The 15,113-nt window shown below is 75.5% G+C and carries 11 protein-coding genes; 7 read left to right on the top strand and 4 right to left on the bottom strand.

Going from position 1 to position 15,113, the window contains the following annotated elements:
• Positions 1-26: 26 nt before the first annotated feature.
• Complete coding sequence (locus tag ACIF8T_RS27140) at positions 27-650, top strand: TetR/AcrR family transcriptional regulator (protein ID WP_400038720.1); 624 nt, start codon at positions 27-29, stop codon at positions 648-650.
• A 59-nt stretch (positions 651-709) separates the two neighbouring features.
• Here ACIF8T_RS27140 and ACIF8T_RS27135 read toward each other — a convergent pair whose 3' ends face one another.
• The 3 genes from ACIF8T_RS27135 to ACIF8T_RS27125 all read right to left on the bottom strand — a co-directional run bounded on the left by ACIF8T_RS27135 (position 710) and on the right by ACIF8T_RS27125 (position 6,310).
• Positions 710-2,452 (bottom strand): glycoside hydrolase family 3 N-terminal domain-containing protein, encoded by a 1,743-nt coding sequence (locus tag ACIF8T_RS27135; RefSeq protein ID WP_400038719.1) that lies wholly within the window; start codon positions 2,450-2,452, stop codon positions 710-712.
• Positions 2,449-4,770: a family 78 glycoside hydrolase catalytic domain gene (locus ACIF8T_RS27130; RefSeq protein WP_400038718.1), complete on the bottom strand. Its 2,322-nt coding sequence runs from the start codon at positions 4,768-4,770 to the stop codon at positions 2,449-2,451. Before ACIF8T_RS27130 ends, ACIF8T_RS27135 begins: the two co-directional genes overlap by 4 nt.
• A 64-nt stretch (positions 4,771-4,834) precedes the next feature.
• Positions 4,835-6,310, bottom strand: coding sequence for an MFS transporter (locus tag ACIF8T_RS27125; RefSeq protein ID WP_400038717.1), 1,476 nt, complete (start codon positions 6,308-6,310; stop codon positions 4,835-4,837).
• 293 nt (positions 6,311-6,603) lie between these two features.
• On the opposite strand from ACIF8T_RS27125, the gene ACIF8T_RS27120 reads away from it, so the two are divergent.
• The 3 genes from ACIF8T_RS27120 to ACIF8T_RS27110 all read left to right on the top strand — a co-directional run bounded on the left by ACIF8T_RS27120 (position 6,604) and on the right by ACIF8T_RS27110 (position 10,546).
• Positions 6,604-7,572 (top strand): Ku protein, encoded by a 969-nt coding sequence (locus ACIF8T_RS27120; protein WP_400038716.1) that lies wholly within the window; start codon positions 6,604-6,606, stop codon positions 7,570-7,572.
• A gap of 395 nt (positions 7,573-7,967) precedes the next feature.
• Complete coding sequence (locus ACIF8T_RS27115; protein WP_400038715.1) at positions 7,968-9,746, top strand: aminotransferase class I/II-fold pyridoxal phosphate-dependent enzyme; 1,779 nt, start codon at positions 7,968-7,970, stop codon at positions 9,744-9,746.
• Positions 9,743-10,546, top strand: a complete 804-nt coding sequence (locus ACIF8T_RS27110; protein WP_400038714.1) for a phosphatidate cytidylyltransferase — start codon at positions 9,743-9,745, stop codon at positions 10,544-10,546. Before ACIF8T_RS27115 ends, ACIF8T_RS27110 begins: the two co-directional genes overlap by 4 nt.
• 141 nt (positions 10,547-10,687) lie before the next feature.
• Here the strand turns inward: ACIF8T_RS27110 and ACIF8T_RS27105 are convergent, their stop codons facing one another.
• Entirely contained in the window at positions 10,688-11,866 is a 1,179-nt protein-coding gene (locus ACIF8T_RS27105) for an FAD-dependent monooxygenase (protein ID WP_400038713.1), read from the bottom strand.
• Positions 11,867-12,049: 183 nt separating this feature from the next.
• Between ACIF8T_RS27105 and ACIF8T_RS27100 the strand changes: the two genes are divergently transcribed.
• From ACIF8T_RS27100 to ACIF8T_RS27090, 3 genes are all read left to right on the top strand, one after another.
• Positions 12,050-12,721, top strand: a complete 672-nt coding sequence (locus ACIF8T_RS27100) for a hypothetical protein (RefSeq protein WP_400038712.1) — start codon at positions 12,050-12,052, stop codon at positions 12,719-12,721.
• Between the two features lie 269 nt (positions 12,722-12,990).
• Complete coding sequence (locus ACIF8T_RS27095) at positions 12,991-13,434, top strand: DUF485 domain-containing protein (protein WP_400038711.1); 444 nt, start codon at positions 12,991-12,993, stop codon at positions 13,432-13,434.
• On the top strand, positions 13,431-15,062 hold the full coding sequence (locus ACIF8T_RS27090) for a cation acetate symporter (protein WP_400038710.1): 1,632 nt from the start codon (positions 13,431-13,433) through the stop codon (positions 15,060-15,062). The genes ACIF8T_RS27095 and ACIF8T_RS27090 overlap by 4 nt, the downstream gene beginning before the upstream one ends.
• Positions 15,063-15,113 lie beyond the last annotated feature (51 nt).

Below are 15,113 nucleotides of genomic sequence, written 5' to 3'. Positions count from 1 at the left end.
GGCGGGTGCCCGTTACCGTTGTCCCCATGGGGACACCTAGAGGGCCGCGCGGCGCCTACGCGGCGGGACAGGCGAGGCGACCGCAGATCCTGGAAGCGGCCATGAAGCGGTTCGGCCAGGACGGCTACCACAACACCTCGCTGGCCCGGGTCGCGCGGGACGCCGGGATCACCGACGCGGGGCTGCTGCACCACTTCGGCGGCAAGCAGCAGCTGCTCCAGGCGGTCGTGGAGTACTGGCACCACCAGCTGGACGAGCGCTGGCGGCGCGTCCCCGACTCGGTGCGCGCGGCGTTCCGCTGCCATGTCGAGGACATGGAGGACGCGCTGCGCATGCCGGGCATCGTCGAGCTGTCCGTGGTGCTCGCGGCCGAGGCCACCGCCGCCGGCCACCCCGCCCACGACTTCTTCACGCAGTGGCAGGAGAAGGGCGTCCGGGAGCTCACCGACCGGTTGCGCGCCGCGAGCGAAACCGGGGAGCTCAAGCCGGACCTGGACCACGAGGCGATCGCCCGCGAGTGCGCGGCCGTCGACGCGGGACTGCGGTTGCAGTGGCTGGCCAGCGGCCGTGCCTTCGACCTCGTCGGGGTCATGCGCTCGCACCTGGACCACCTGATGCGGGCGATCTCCGCCGACGGCAAGGGGCTGTAGCGGCCGACGGCAAGGGACTGTGGAGCGGGGCGGGGCCGCGGCCCCGCCCCGCTCGCCTCCTACGCGCGGTAGCGCAGGCCGTGGCCGAACGCGAACAGCGGGTCGCGGCTCTCCTGCGGCACGTCGGGCCGGCCGGCCACGACCTCGGCCATCGACCGCGGCAGCTGGAACGGCAGCCGCCCCAGGGGCTCGGCCCGGCCGAACAGGACGTCCAGCAGCGCCCGGTCGCCCGCGCCGAACGCGGCGAGCAGGGCCGCGCAGCGGTCGGCGATCTCCGGGATGACGGCCGGCCGTTCCAGGTGGACGGCCACCACGGTGGGCACCGTGTCCAGCAGCGTCAGGATCTCCTTCAGCCGGTCCTCGGCGAAGTCGAGCCGCCCGGCGTGGAAGAAGGACTCGAACAGGCCGGGCCGCGGCTCGTAGGGGGTGGCCAGCCGCAGCACCGCGAGGTCGGCGTCGGCGGGGTCGTCGACGAGCGGGGCGTACTCGGCGGCGACGGCCGGGTCGACGCCCTCGACGTACAGCCGCGGGGTGCCGGTGAGCGGCAGCAGCGCGTCGCCGTTCTTGAGCAGTGTGAGGCCGGAGCGCTGGGCGGCCTCGCCCGCGGCGCGGAAGTCGGCACGGCCGACGACGGCCTCGGCCGCGTCCACGTCGACGTAGCGGCGCTCGTCGAACAGGCCGAGGCGGAACTTCTCGGCGAGCAGCCGGGCGACCGAGGCGTCCAGGCGGGACTCCTCCAGCTGTCCGTGCCGGACGAGGTCGGCGACCAGCTCGGAGCAGGACTCGCCGCCGATCTGGTCGGCGCCCGCGTGGAAGATCCGCAGGACGCGTTCGGCCGGGGTCAGGTCCTCCACGCCCCAGGCGCGGGCCAGGTGCGGTTCCCCCAGGACGAGCTGGTCGGTGACCAGGCCCCAGTCGGTGCAGACGATGCCGTCGAAGCCGAGCTTCTCGCGCAGCAGGCCGGTGATGACGCCCCGGTTGAAGCCGAAGCCGACCTCCTCGTGGTCGGTGCCGACGGGCTTGCCGTAGTACGGCATCATCTGGGTCGCCCCGGCGGCGACGGCCGCCTCGAACGGCTTGAGGTGGTAGTCGAAGAAGCCGCCCGGGTAGACCTGCTCCTTGCCGTAGGGGAAGTGCGGGTCCTCGCCGTCCTTCTGCGGGCCGCCGCCGGGGAAGTGCTTGACCATCGCGGCGACGCTGTCCGGTCCGAGACCGCCGCCCGGTCCGCGCAGGCCCTCGATGTAGGCGGCGACGAGCCGGGACGTCAGGTCGGCGTCCTCGCCGAAGGTGCCGGAGATGCGGGCCCAGCGCGGCTCGGTGGCCAGGTCGATCTGCGGGTGCAGCGCGACGCGCAGACCGACGGCCAGGTACTCGCGGCGCACGGTGTCCGCGTGCCGGCGCACCAGGTCGGCGTCGCCCACGGCCGCCAGGCCGAGCGTCTCGGGCCACTGGGAGAACGGGCCGGCCATCATCGCGGTGCCCGGGTTGTCGGTGAAGGCGTGCCGCGGGTCGGTGGACAGGGTGACGGGGATGCCCAGCCGGGTGTGGGCGGCCAGTTCCTGGAGCCGGTTGTGGAAGGCGGCCATCTCGCGCGGGGCGGCGGCGCCCAGGACGTTGAAGTGCGTCATCCGGCTCTCGGAGAGCATCTGCTCGGCGGTGCGTCCGGCGGGCGCGGCGTGCGGGGCGGGACCGATCGCGTGGTGGAAGACCAGTCCGGCCTTCTCCTCCACCGTCATCCGGGGCAGCAGGTCGGCGACGCGGTCGCGCACGCTGCGGGCGGGGTCCTGGTACGGGTGGGTCACTGCTGCTCCTCGGCGGGCGTGGGGGTGGGGTGGGGGGTGCGGAAGGTGTGGCGGCCCGGCCCGGCCTCGACGGGCCCGGCGCCCGGCAGGTGGACCTCGGCGGTGGTGCCGGGCGGGACCAGGACGTCGACGAGCAGGAACTGCCCGGTGAGGCGCCAGGCGACCTCGGCGCGGCCGTACGGCGTCTCGTGCGCGGCCTTCGCCCAGGTCAGACCGCCGCCCGGGCGGGGCCGGACCAGCAGGCGGCGGTAGCCGGGCGCGGCCGGGGCGAGACCGGCGACCGTGCGGTGGAGCCAGTCGGCGACCGCGCCCAGCGCGTAGTGGTTGAAGGAGGTCATCTCGCCGGGGTTGACGCGCCCGTCGGGCAGCATGCTGTCCCAGCGTTCCCAGACGGTGGTGGCGCCCATGTCCACCTGGTAGAGCCAGGACGGGCAGGACCGCTCCAGCAGCAGCCGGTAGGCGGTGTCCAGGTGCCCGGTGGCGGTGAGCGCGTCGCACACCAGGGGGGTGCCGAGGAAGCCGGTGCCGATGCGGTGGCCGCGTGCGGCGACCAGGGCGGCGAGCCGGTCGCCGGCCGCGGCCCGCTCGGCCGGCTCCTCCAGCAGGCCGAAGCTCAGGGCCAGGGCGTACGCGGTCTGCGTCTCCTCGGTCAGCCGGCCGCCGCCCGCGTGGAAGCGGCGGCGGAAGGCGTCGCGCACCGCGTCGGCGAGGGCGTGGTGGCGCACCGCGTCGTCGAGGTCACCGAGGACCTCGGCGCTGCGGGCGAGCAGGCGGGCGGAGCGGGCGAAGTAGGCGGTGGCGACGAGGTCGGAGGGGGTCACGGCCCGGCCGGGGTCCTCGGGAGGGGCCGTGGGGTCGAGCCAGTCGCCGAACTGGAAGCCCTCGCCCCAGACGCGGTCCGGCCCGGCGATCCGCTCGACGGCGTCGACCCACGCCCGCATCGAGGGGTACTGCGCGCGCAGCACGTCGGTGTCGCCGTAGCGCTCGTACAGCACCCAGGGCACGATGACGGCGGCGTCGCACCAGCCGGCCATCGGCGGGTTGCCGGGCGGCAGCGGGACGTCGGCGACGACCGGGATGTCGGGGGTGAACACCGGCGGGATGCCGTGCTCGTCCTCGCCCTGGTCGGCGGCCAGGTCGCGCAGCCAGGACCGCAGGAAGGCGCGCACGTCGTACAGGAACGCGGCGGTGGGGGCGAAGACCTGCACGTCGCCGGTCCAGCCGAGGCGCTCGTCGCGCTGCGGGCAGTCGGTGGGCACGTCGAGGAAGTTGCCGCGCATGCCCCACACGACGTTCTCGTGCAGCCGCTCCAGGGCGGGGTCGGAGCAGGAGAACCAGCCGGTGCGGCGCAGGTCGCTGTGGAGGACGACCGCGGTGACGTCGTCGGGCGTCACCGGGCCGGGCCAGCCGTCGACCTCGGCGTAGCGGAAGCCGTGGAAGGTGAAGCGCGGCTCCCACTCCTCGCCGTCCGCGTCGCCGCGCAGGGTGTACCGGTCGGTGGCGACGGCGGTGCGCAGCGGCCGCACGCACAGCTCGCCGTCCTCGTCGAGGACCTCGGCGTGGCGCAGGGTGACGGTCCGGCCGGCCTCGCCGCGTACCCGGATGCGCAGGCGCCCGACGAGGTTCTGCCCGAAGTCCAGCAGGGAGCGGCCGCCGGGCAGGGCGGTGACGGCGACGGGCCGTACGGTCTCGACGCGGCGGACGGGCGGGCTGTCGGCGGGGAACAGGACGGCGGTGTCGAAGTCGAGGACGCGCACCGGGTGCCAGGCGGAGTCGTCGAAGCCGGGCTCGCTCCAGCCGGGCTGTTCGCGGCGCGCGTCGTGGTGCTCGCCCTCGTACAGGCCGGCGGAGAGCACCGGGCCGTGGCAGGCGCGCCAGTCGGGGCCGGTGGTGACGGTCTCGGCCGTGCCGTCGGCGTACTCGACGCGCAGTTCGGCGAGGAGGCCGGTGTCCGGGCCGTAGATGTCGCGGGTCCCGCCGTTGAAGCCGAGCCGGCCCCGGTACCAGCCGTCCGCGAGGTGGGCGCCCCAGGCGTTGGCACCGGTGCGCAGCAGCCCGGTCACATCGAAGGAGTGGTAGCGGTGCCGGTGGCGGTAACTGGTCCAGCCGGGGGCCAGGACGTGGTCGCCGACCACGGTGCCGTTGAGCTCCAGTTCGTAGACGCCCAGCGCGGTGACCGTCAGCCGGGCCGCCCGCACGCCGGACCGTACGGCGAACCCGCCGCGCAGCAGGACGGCGGGGCGGGCCGCCGCGTCGGCGGGCGGATCCCCCTCGGGCGGGCGGGGGCTGATGACCTGGGCGGTCCAGTGGTGCAACATCGGTGCCTTTCCTCAGGGCCCGGCCACGCGGGGCGTGGCCGGGCCGGACCGGGACGGGGGTGCGTCAGACTGCGGCGGGTGCCTCTTCGGCCTCCTCCTCGGGTTCGCGCAGCGCGGGGATGAGCAGGCCGATGGCGAGGGCGACCAGGCTGAGCAGGGCGCCGACCCAGAAGGCCCAGGTGTAGCCGGTGTCGCCGTAGAACGCGGTGCCCTTCAGGACCGTGCTGTCGGAGGCGAGGGCGGCGAACATCGCGGCGCTGAACACCGCGCCGAAGACGTGGGTGAGCATGGTGAGCATGCCGCTGCCCAGGCCCTGCTCGTCCGGGGAGACCGCGCCGACGACCAGCACCGGCGCGGCGGCGACGACCAGGCCGCTGCCCAGGCTGGCCACGCACATCGTCCAGGTCAGCTGGACCGCGTCGGCGTGGAAGAGGCCCGCCAGCAGGTAGCCGAGGCCCATCGTCGCGAGTCCCGCCCACCAGACCGGGCGGGTGTCGGCACCGCGCAGGAAGCGGCTGGCGACCAGGCCGGTGACGAACAGCAGCAGGTTCCAGGTGACGCCGACCGTGGCGCTGTGCTGCGCGGTCCAGCCGAAGCCGGCGGAGACGCCGGGGATGTGCGGGTAGAGCGCCAGCAGGATGGCGACGACGGGGGCGGTGTAGGCGACCGCCTGGGCGAGGGCCCCGGAGACGACGGTGGTCACGACCGCGCGGCGGCGCAGCACCCCCAGGTCGAGGATGGGGTGGCTGCTCGCCCGCTCCACGAGGAGGAACCCGGCCAGGGCGGCCGCGCCGACCGCGAGCCAGGCCAGGGTCTTCGCGCTGCCCCAGCCCCAGGACTGGCCCTGGCCCACGGCGTAGACGAGCACGGCCAGGGCGCCGCCGAGGACGATGCCGCCCAGCCAGTCGAAGCCGGACTCGAAGGCGTGCCTCGGGGTCTCGGGCACGAGCGTCGCCACGAGCACGAAGGAGACGGTGGTGGCGGCGGCCAGGAACCACATGGCCCCCCGGTAGCCCCAGCCGTCGATCAGCCAGCCGGCCAGGAAGGGCGAGCCGAGGGCGACCAGGCCTAGGCTGCTGCCCAGGATGCCGCTGGCGGACTTGACCAGCCTGCCGGGGAAGATGTCCCGCACCGCGGGGAAGGCGAGCGCCGGGAAGGGGCCGTAGCAGGCGGCGAGACCACGGCCGACCAGCAGCATCTCGAAGCTGCCCGCGGTCGCCGCGACGACGTCGCCCACCACGCCGAGGGCGATCATGCCGAGCATGATCCGCTTCTTGCCGTACAGGTCGCCCAGCTTGATGACGAACGGGCTCAGCAGGGCGGAGACCAGCGTCACGATCAGGGAGAACCAGGCCACCTGCGTCGTGTGGAAGCTCTGCGCCACGTCGGCGGTGGCGTTGGAGCCGAGGATGCCCACCGTGACCAGCAGCTGGGTGGGCCAGATGAGGGCGATCAGCACGCCCACGAGACGGGGGGTCCACCGGTGTCCGTGCGGGGAGGGTGCTGCATCGAGCGAGGGGCTCGCTGACGTCGGTGTCACGAGTCCGCTCCTTTCGGGGGATCAGCCGGGCGCAGGAGGCGAAGAAGAGCCGCGCCGTCAACGGAGTGGCCATGGGGGACGCGATGAGAACGAAACGTTTCAGCCGCGGCTCGATGATGAATCCGAACACCTAGTGGACACTAGGTGTTCGTGTTGTGACTCATGTCACAACTCTTCGTGCCGCCCGTGCGGCGGCCGACCGGTGACGGGGTGCGCCCGGGCCGCCGTCCGTGTGCGGGGCCGGCGCGGCGCTCGTACCCTGATGCTGCTCGGGGCCGACGCGGAGGTCTGCCATGCCCCGAACCGTCTGGTCAGGAGCCATCTCCTTCGGCCTCGTGACCGTGCCGGTCGACGTGGTCAACGCCACCGAGGACCACAGCATCCGCTTCCACCAGTACCACCTTCACGACATGAGCCGCGTCCGGGTGCGCAAGTACTGCGAGGTCGAGAACCGCGAGGTCGCCAACGAGGAGATCGGCAAGGGCTACGAGCTGACCAGGACGCAGGTCGTGCCCCTCTCGGACGAGGACCTGCGGGACCTGCCGCTGCCCACGGCGAAGGCGATCGAGATCGAGGCGTTCGTCCCGCTGGAGTCCGTGGACCCGATCCGCATCGGCGAGGGCTACTACCTCCGGCCGGCCGGCCAGGTCGCCCTCAAGGCGTACAAGCTGCTGGTGAAGGCCCTGTCCCGCTCGGCGAAGGTGGCCGTCGCCAAGTACGCCTGGTCGGGGCGGGAGCGGCTGGGCCTGCTGCGGGTGCGGGACGACGTGATCGTGCTGCACGCGATGCACTGGCCGGACGAGATCCGCGACCCCGCCGAGCTGCTGCCGCCGCCCGTCGAGGTCGGCGACGACGAGATCGAGGGCGCGCTCGCCCTCATGGACACCATGACCCGTGACGACCTCGACGGCGAGGAGTTCCAGGACCGGTACACCGAGGCCGTCGCCCAGGTCATCGAGGCCAAGCGGGAGCGGCGGGAGCCGCCCGCCGCGGCGGGGGCGGGGGCCGGGTCCGGCCGGGTCGTCGATCTGATGGCCGCGCTGCAGGAGTCCGTCGCCAAGGCGCGCGCCTCGCGCGGGGAGGACGCGCGGGTGAGCGAGCTGCCGAAGAGGAAGGCCGCCGCCGGCGGGAAGCCGGCGGCGGGGAGGTCCACGGGGCGGAAGGCGGACGGGGAGCCGGCGGAGAAGCCGGCAGCGAAGGGGGGCGCGGCCAAGCGGACCGCGAAGAAGGCTGCGGGCCGGAAGCCGCCGCGCAGCGCCTGAGGTGGTGCCGGGTCCGAAATCCGGGGCGCAGCGCCTGAGGTGGTACCGGGTCCCGGAATCCGGGGCGGCCGAGCCGCGGGCCGGGGACGGGGCCGCCCGGCATGCCGGGCGGCCGGTGCGGGGTACCGCGTACGGGTGCCTGGGCTCGGCGGCGGTCGGTGCCGGGCGCCGCGTACGAAGCGACCGCATCCCGCGGCGACCGATGCCGGACACCACACACGAAACGACCACACCCCGCCGCGACCGGTCTCGCCGCGCCGGGGACGCAGTGCCCGGAGGGCCCGTCCCGCCCGCGCCTGAGTACGCGTACTCAGGTCCGCTGTGTCGCTCGGCCCTGACGGGGGCGGCCCGTCGCTCCTCATCATGGGCGCGTTGCCGACCCACAGAGGAGCCCCATGAGTTCCGCCCTGCAGCTGCGCGCCGCCACCCCACAGGACCGCGACTGGATCCACGAACTGCGCCACCGGGTGTACGCGCGGGAGCTGGGCCAGCACGCGCCGGACCCGGCCGGGCGGCTCACCGACGGACTGGACGGCGACAACGTCTACCTGGTCGCGGCGCGCGGCGCGACCCGCATCGGCTTCGTCAGCCTGACCCCGCCGTGGGTGGGGCGGTACGCGCTGGACAAGTACCTCACCCGCGAGGAGCTGCCGCTGCTCGACGAGGACGACCCGTTCGAGGTGCGCATCCTCACCGTCGAACCGCGCTGGCGGGCCACCGCGGCGGCACCGCTGCTGATGTACGCGGCGCTGCGCTGGATCGCCGCCCGGGGCGGGCGCCGGGTCGTGGCGATGGGCCGCACCGAGCTGCTCGACATGTACCTGGCCGCGGGCCTGCGCCCGGTCGGCCGCACCGTCCGCAGCGGCGCGGTGACGTTCGAGGTGCTGGCCGGCGCCGTGGGCGAGCTGACCGGTCTCTCCCTGGGCCGGTTCGGCGCACTCGTGCGACGGCTGCGCTCGGACGTGGACTGGCGGCTGGACGTGCCGTTCGCGCCCCGGCCGGACGGCTGCGAGCACGGCGGTGCCTCCTTCACCGCCGTCGGCACGGACTTCCGCACCCTGCACCGGCGCGAGCGGGTGGTCGCGGCGGACGTGCTGGACGCCTGGTTCCCGCCCGCGCCCGGTGTACGGGCCGCGCTCACGGAGGATCCCGGGTGGGCCGCCCGGACGTCGCCGCCGACCGGTGCCGAGGGGCTGGTCGCGCAGATCGCCGCGGACCGGGCGCTGCCGGCGGACACGCTCGCGGTCGGCGCCGGCTCCTCCGACCTGATCTTCAGGGCGTTCGGCCGGTGGCTGACCCCGGCGAGCAGGGTGCTGGTCATGGACCCGGGCTACGGCGAGTACGCCCACGTCACCGAGCGCGTCATCGGATGCGCCGTGGACCGGTTCCGGCTGCGCCGCGAGGACGGCTGGCGCATCGACCCGGAGCGCCTGTCCGCCGCCGTCGGGTCCGGCCGCTACGACCTCGTGGTGGTGGTCAACCCCAACAACCCGACCGGACGGCACCTGCCGGCGGCGGAGCTGCGCCCGGTGATCGAGGCCGCGCCGGCCGGGACCCGCTGGTGGATCGACGAGGCGTACCTCGGCTACGTCGACCCGGCCGAGTCACTGGCGGGCCTGGCCGCGACCGACCCGCGGGTGGTGGTGTGCAGTTCGCTGTCCAAGATGTACGCGCTGTCCGGCATGCGCGCGGCGTACCTGGTGGCCGAGCCGGTCACCGCGGCGGAGCTGCGCCGGTGGACGCCGCCCTGGCCGGTCAGCCTCCCGGCCCAGCTGGCCGCGGTGGCGGCGCTGCGGGACCCGGCGTACTACCGCGACCGCTGGCGGCGCACCCACGCGCTGCGCCGGCAGCTCGCCGCCGGCCTGGCCGGACTGGACGACGCGGTGGAGGTCGAGGAGGCCGTGGCCAACTTCCTGACCCTCACGCTGCCGCCCGGCGGTCCGAGTGCCGCGCGGCTGGTGGAGGAGTGCCGGCGCCACGGCGTGTACCTGCGCGACCTGTCGCCGCTGTCGCCGCGTTACGAGGGGCGCACCGTGCGCGTCGCGGTCCGGGACACCGCCGGGAACGCCCGGATCGTGGCCGCCTGCCGGGCCGCTCTGGAGGCGCTGCGGCCGGGTCCGGACCCGCTCGGCGCGCGGCTCCCGGACGGCGTCGCCGCCGGAACCGCCCGGTGACCTCCGTCGCCTCCCTGGCGCCCTTCCTCGGCGGGGCGCTGGCGTTCGGCGGGCTCGCGGTGGCCGTGTCCCGGCGCCGGGAACTGATCGTCCGCTGGTGCGCGTGGGCGGTCGGCGTGCCCGTGGTGACCGCCGCGTTCTGGTGGGGCCGCCCGGGCGCCGCGGCCCTCGCCGTCGTCGCCGGGATCGTCGCGGTGCTGGAGTACGGCGCCCTGGTGCGGCTGGGGCGGGCCGACCGGGTCGTCCTGGCCGGGGCGGTGACGGGCGTGGTGCTGGCCGCCTGGCTGGCGCCCGGGCAGACGCTCCGGGTGGTCGCGGTCGGCGCGCTGGCGCTGGCCGCGGTCCCGCTCCTGGCCGGCGACGCGGACCACGGCCTGCACCGGCTCGGCGCCGGCCTGCTCGGGCTGGCCTGGCTGGGTGTGCTGGCCGCGCTGGTGCCGCTCGGGGCGAGCGCGCTCGTGCTGTTCCTGGCGGTCTCGGTCGCCGACATCACGGCGTACTTCGCCGGCCGGCGGCTGGGCGGGCCGCGGCTGTCGCCGCTGTCGCCGGCCAAGCGGTGGAGCGGCACGGTGGCCGGGGCCGCGGCGGGGCTCGGCGTGCTGGCCGTGCTGTCCGCGCTGACCTGGCCGACGGCCCTGGCGGTGGCGGTCGGCGGCCCGGCGGGCGACCTGGTCGAGTCCATGGTCAAGCGGGGGGTCCGGGCGAAGGACGCGGGCCGCTGGCTGCCCGGCTCCGGCGGCCTCCTGGACCGGATCGACTCCCTGCTCGTCGCGATGGCCGTGCTGCTGGTCCTGCGGTGACGCGGCCGTCCCGCCCGGCGGCCGGTGCGTGAGCCGCTCAGTGCCGCCGCGCCGCCGCAGGGCTGCGCCCCTCCCTGGGGGCCGCGTCCCGGCCCCGTTCCGGTCCGAACGGCCTCTCCCCGAACGCCGGACGGGCCGGTGTCACGAAGCCGGCTGCCCGTCCACCGCGTCGGCCCCCCACGCGCTCGCCTGCGGACTGAAGCCGTGTGCGGCCGCGTACGCCGCCATGCGGGCGTCGCGCGCCCGGGCCTCGGGGCCGTCGGGCAGGTGGTAGTCCTCGCCCGCCCGCACGGAACCGGCCTGCACGCTCGTGGCGGTCGCCCGCCGGCGCCGCACATAGCGGTCGAGCGCCTCGGGCACCTCGGCCGGTGCCGCGCCCGCGAGCGCGTCGCCGAGCACGGCCGCGTCCACGATCGCCTGCGCCGCGCCCTGCGCCTGGAACGGCACCATCGCGTGGGCGCTGTCGCCCAGCAGCGTCACCCGCCCGACGTTCCACCGCGCGAGCGGGACCCGGGTGTGGATGCCGTAGCGCCACACCCGCCCCGCGCGTTCGAGCAGCGCGAGCACCCGGGGGTCCCACCCGTCGAACTCGCGCAATTGCTCGCCCGGTTCCGCCCGGGCGGTCCACGACTCGCGCGCCGCCGGCGCCCGGAACACGGCCACGACGTTGAGCAGTGCGCCCCGGCTCACCCAGTAGTGGACGACGTGCCGGCCCGGGCCGAGCCAGCCGGCGTAGGCCGGCAGGTCCAGGTCGGCGACCTCGGCGGCCGGGAGCAGCGCCCGGTAGGCGGCGCTGCCGGAGTACACCGCCTCGTCCGCGCCGAAGAGCCGGCGCCGGACGGTGGAGCGCACCCCGTCCGCCGCCACCACCAGGTCCGCCCGCAGGTGTTCCCCGCCCGCCGTCGTCACCCGGGCGGAGCGGTCGTCCTGGTCGACGCCCACGACCTCGGTGCCCAGGCGCACCGACCCGGGCGGCACCGCCGCGGTCAGCACCCGGTGCAGGTCGGCCCGGTGGAGCTGGAGGTAGGGCGCCCCGAACGCGTCCTCGGCGGCGCGCCCGAGGGCGTAGCGGCAGATCTCGGTGCCGTCGGACCAGGTGCGGAAGCTCATGTACGGCGGGCGGGTGGACCGGTCCGCGACCGCGTCGAGCAGTCCCAGTGCCCGCAGCACGCGCGTGGCGTTGGGCGCCAGCTGGATGCCCGCGCCCGTCTCCGTGAAGCGCGGCGCCTGTTCCACGAGCGTGACCTCGTACCCGGCACGCCGCAGGCTCACCGCCGCGGTCAGCCCTCCGATGCCCGCTCCCACGACGATCGCCCTCATGTCCGCCCCCCGCCTCGGCGGCCCCCGCCGGTCCGCGTCCTCACCGGCCAACCTGGCCCGCCGGGCGGCTCCGGGTCAACCCGCCGGGCGCCAACTCGCGCCGTGGGCAAGGTGGTTGCGGCCTACCGGATGGGTATGTCCCGTCCGAACGCCCGCGGACGGAGGGTGGGGGGAGCTGGCCCGGTGACATGGTGGCGCCTGGGGACCGGCCGTCAGGAGTCGAGGGGTGCCCGGCGGCGGCGGGTGGTGCGCCTGCTGCGCGCCCAGGGGCGGTACGGGCCCGAGCTGCGGGAGGTGCTGCCGGCGCTGGCCGGGGTGGTCGTCGTGGCGGGCGGGACGGCCGCCGGGCTCGCGGTGGCCTCCCGGGTCCTCGGCGCGGGCGTGCCGCTGGCGGTGCTGGCCGTCGCGGCGGTCACCGTGCCGGTGGTCGTGGGGCGCCGCCGTCCCCTGGTGCGCCGGCGCCTCGGGTACTACACGCCGCAGGAGATCGCCGAGCTGGACGCCGACGGTCTCGCGCTGGCCGTGTACCGGATGCTCCGCCGGGACGGCTGGTCCGCGCGGCGGGCGGCCGGCGGCGTCCGGCCCCGGATCCAGGCGCGCCACGACCGGGGGCACCGGCTGGAGGTGGTGTTCCGTCCCGTCGCCGAGCCGCTGCCGGACGAGGACCCGCCGCTCGGCCCGGCGCGCCACGGGGGCGGCGGGCCCGCGCTGCGGCTGATCGTGCACCGCGGCACCTTCAGCCACCGGGACCTGCGGTGGGCGCGGGCCCGGGACGACACCCGCCTGATGGACGGCAGGCTGCTGAGGCGTTGGGCGTACGGCACCCCGCTGCACCGGTTGATCGACCTGCGCTGAGCGGTGGACGCGCCCTCGGACGTCCGTACGGCGAACGGGTGAGCGGCGTGCCGGGCGGGACGGGGGTGCGACAGGCTCCCGTGTCACCCGGGTCGCACGGGAACCACCCGTCCCCTCCTTGATCGGCGGCGATGCGGGCCCCGGCCAGGAAGTTCAACGGAAAACCCTCCGCGTGCCACGGCCCCCGCATAGCGTGCGGTGACCCGAACCGCTCCCCCACCTTCCGCGGTCCGTGACCGTCGGGCCCCGGCCGCGCTTGGAGACTCGGTATGTCCCACGACAACTCGGAGTTACACCCGGTCCGGCAGCGAAACGGCCGGGCCCCCTTCCCCGCCGCCCACCCGCCGGTGCCCCCGCCACCGGCCGGCGGGCAGCCGGGCAACGGGGCCCGGCCGCATTCGTGCTCCGGGTACCACCGCGCCCTGCGGGTCCTGCGGCGCGCCTGCCGCTGGCAGCGGCGGGTGGCCGCCCTCGCCGCCCTCGGGTACTTCGCCGTCTTCCTGGCGCTCACCGTCCGGGCCCCCGCCCTGATGTCCCGCCCCGCCCCCGGCGGCCTCCCCACGGGCCTGCTGCTCGCCGTGGTCCAGATCCCCGTCACCTGGCTGGCCGTGATCCTCTTCGAGTGCGCCGCGAGCCGGTACGTCGACCCCCTCGCCCGCAGGGTCGGCCGGTACGCGCGTCCCGCCGGCGGCGACGGAGGACCCCGGGGATGACGGACTTCGGCGGCTCCGCGCAGTCCTGGTCCCTCGTCGCGTTCTGCAGTGTCGTCACCGTCACGCTGCTGCTGTGCGTGGTGACCGGGCCCGACCGCGACGACCTGGAGGAGTTCTACACCGGCTACCGCTCGCTGTCCCCGCTGCGCAACGGCCTGGCCGTCGCCGGCGACTACGTCTCGGCCGCGACCGTGCTCACCATCGGCGGCGTGATCGCGCTGTGCGGCTACGACGGCGTCGTCCTCGCGCTCAGCACGCTGCTGTCCCTGCTGCTGCTGATGTTCCTGCTGGCCGAACCCCTGCACAACACCGGGCGGTTCACCATGGGCGACGCGCTGGGGCGGCGCATGCCCGGCCGGGCGGTGCGCGTGACCGCCTGCGCGGTGACGGTGCTCTCGCTGGTGCCGATGATGATCGTGCAGCTGGCGGGCGTGGGACAGCTCCTGGCGTTCATCCTGGGCTTCTCCGACAGCGCCATGAAGACCGGCTGCATCGTCGGCGCGGGCACCCTCATGATCAGTTACGCGGCGCTGGGCGGGATGAAGGGCACCGCGCTGATCCAGATCCTCAAGACGGTGATCCTGCTGGGCTCCGGGCTGGTCGTCGCGGTGCTCGTCCTGCACGCCTTCGGCTGGCACCCCGGCGCGCTGGTCGGCACGGCCGCGCGGCGCAGCGGAGCCGGCGAGGCGTTCCTGCGGTACGGGCTGCAGTTCGCGGACGGGCCGCATCCGGGGCCGGACATGATCAGCACGCAGGTCGCGATCGTGCTGGGCGGCGCCTGTCTGCCGCACGTCACCATGCGGATGTACACGGCGGGCAGCGCCCGCCAGGTCCGGCGCACCATGTCCTGGGCGGTGTCGTCGGTGGCCCTGTTCATGCTGGTGATCACCGTCATCGCCCTCGGCGCCACGGCGCTCGTCGGCCGGCAGCACATCACCGCCGCCGATCCGCGCGGCAGCACGGCGTACCTGCTGGGCGCCCGGGCCGCGTTCGGCGCGGAGGTGTCGCGCGGGGAGAGCCTGCTGTTCAGCACGGTCACCGCGGCGATCTTCCTCACGCTCCTCGCGTCCGTCGCCGGCATGACCCTGGCCTGCGCCAACTCGCTGGCCCACGACGTGGCGGCGTCCCGCCGCACGGGCATGACACCGCTGCGGGAGATGACCCTGGCGCGGGTCTGCGCGCTGGTCGTCGGGGTGCCGGTGGTCCTGCTGGCCGCCCTCGCCCAGCACCGCAGCCTCCAGCCGCTCGCGACGCTGTCCTTCTGCCTGGGCGCGTCGGCCATCGCACCCGCCCTGGTCTACTCGCTCTTCTGGCGGCGCTTCAGCCGCGCGGGCCTGCTGTGCACCCTGGTGGGCGGTTCGGCCGCCACATTGGTCCTGATGTCGGGCACCCGGCTGGTCTCCGGGTCACCGACGTCGGCCTTCCCGGAGGCCGACTTCACCTGGTTCCCGTTCACGACGACCGCCCTGGTGTCGGTGCCGCTGGGCTTCGCCTTCGGCTGGCTGGGCACCGTCCTGGGCGGCCGCCGGGGCGCCCGGCGCGAACGCGAGCGCTACGCGGCCGTCGAGCCGCTGATCCTCGCCGGACCGCCGCGGCGCAGGCCGGGGTGGAGTCCGGACGGCCGGTGAGCGCGTACGGCCGTCCGCCGCGGGACGGGCGTCCCGGCGGGCTCCCCGTGC

The organism is Streptomyces sp. NPDC085946 (assembly GCF_044540485.1).
Taxonomy (GTDB): domain Bacteria; phylum Actinomycetota; class Actinomycetes; order Streptomycetales; family Streptomycetaceae; genus Streptomyces.
The sequence above is the reverse complement of the archived record's forward strand: the minus strand, read 5'-3'. Positions and strand labels throughout refer to the sequence as shown.

Bases quoted from the DNA above. Each gene is read 5' to 3' on its own strand.
- ACIF8T_RS27090 (WP_400038710.1), top strand. From the start codon at position 13,431: ATGACGGACTTCGGCGGCTCCGCGCAGTCCTGGTCCCTCGTCGCGTTC.
- ACIF8T_RS27115 (WP_400038715.1), top strand. From the start codon at position 7,968: ATGAGTTCCGCCCTGCAGCTGCGCGCCGCCACCCCACAGGACCGCGAC.
- ACIF8T_RS27120 (WP_400038716.1), top strand. From the start codon at position 6,604: ATGCCCCGAACCGTCTGGTCAGGAGCCATCTCCTTCGGCCTCGTGACC.
- ACIF8T_RS27130 (WP_400038718.1), bottom strand. From the start codon at position 4,770: ATGTTGCACCACTGGACCGCCCAGGTCATCAGCCCCCGCCCGCCCGAG.
- ACIF8T_RS27105 (WP_400038713.1), bottom strand. From the start codon at position 11,866: ATGAGGGCGATCGTCGTGGGAGCGGGCATCGGAGGGCTGACCGCGGCG.
- ACIF8T_RS27095 (WP_400038711.1), top strand. From the start codon at position 12,991: ATGTCCCACGACAACTCGGAGTTACACCCGGTCCGGCAGCGAAACGGC.
- ACIF8T_RS27140 (WP_400038720.1), top strand. From the start codon at position 27: ATGGGGACACCTAGAGGGCCGCGCGGCGCCTACGCGGCGGGACAGGCG.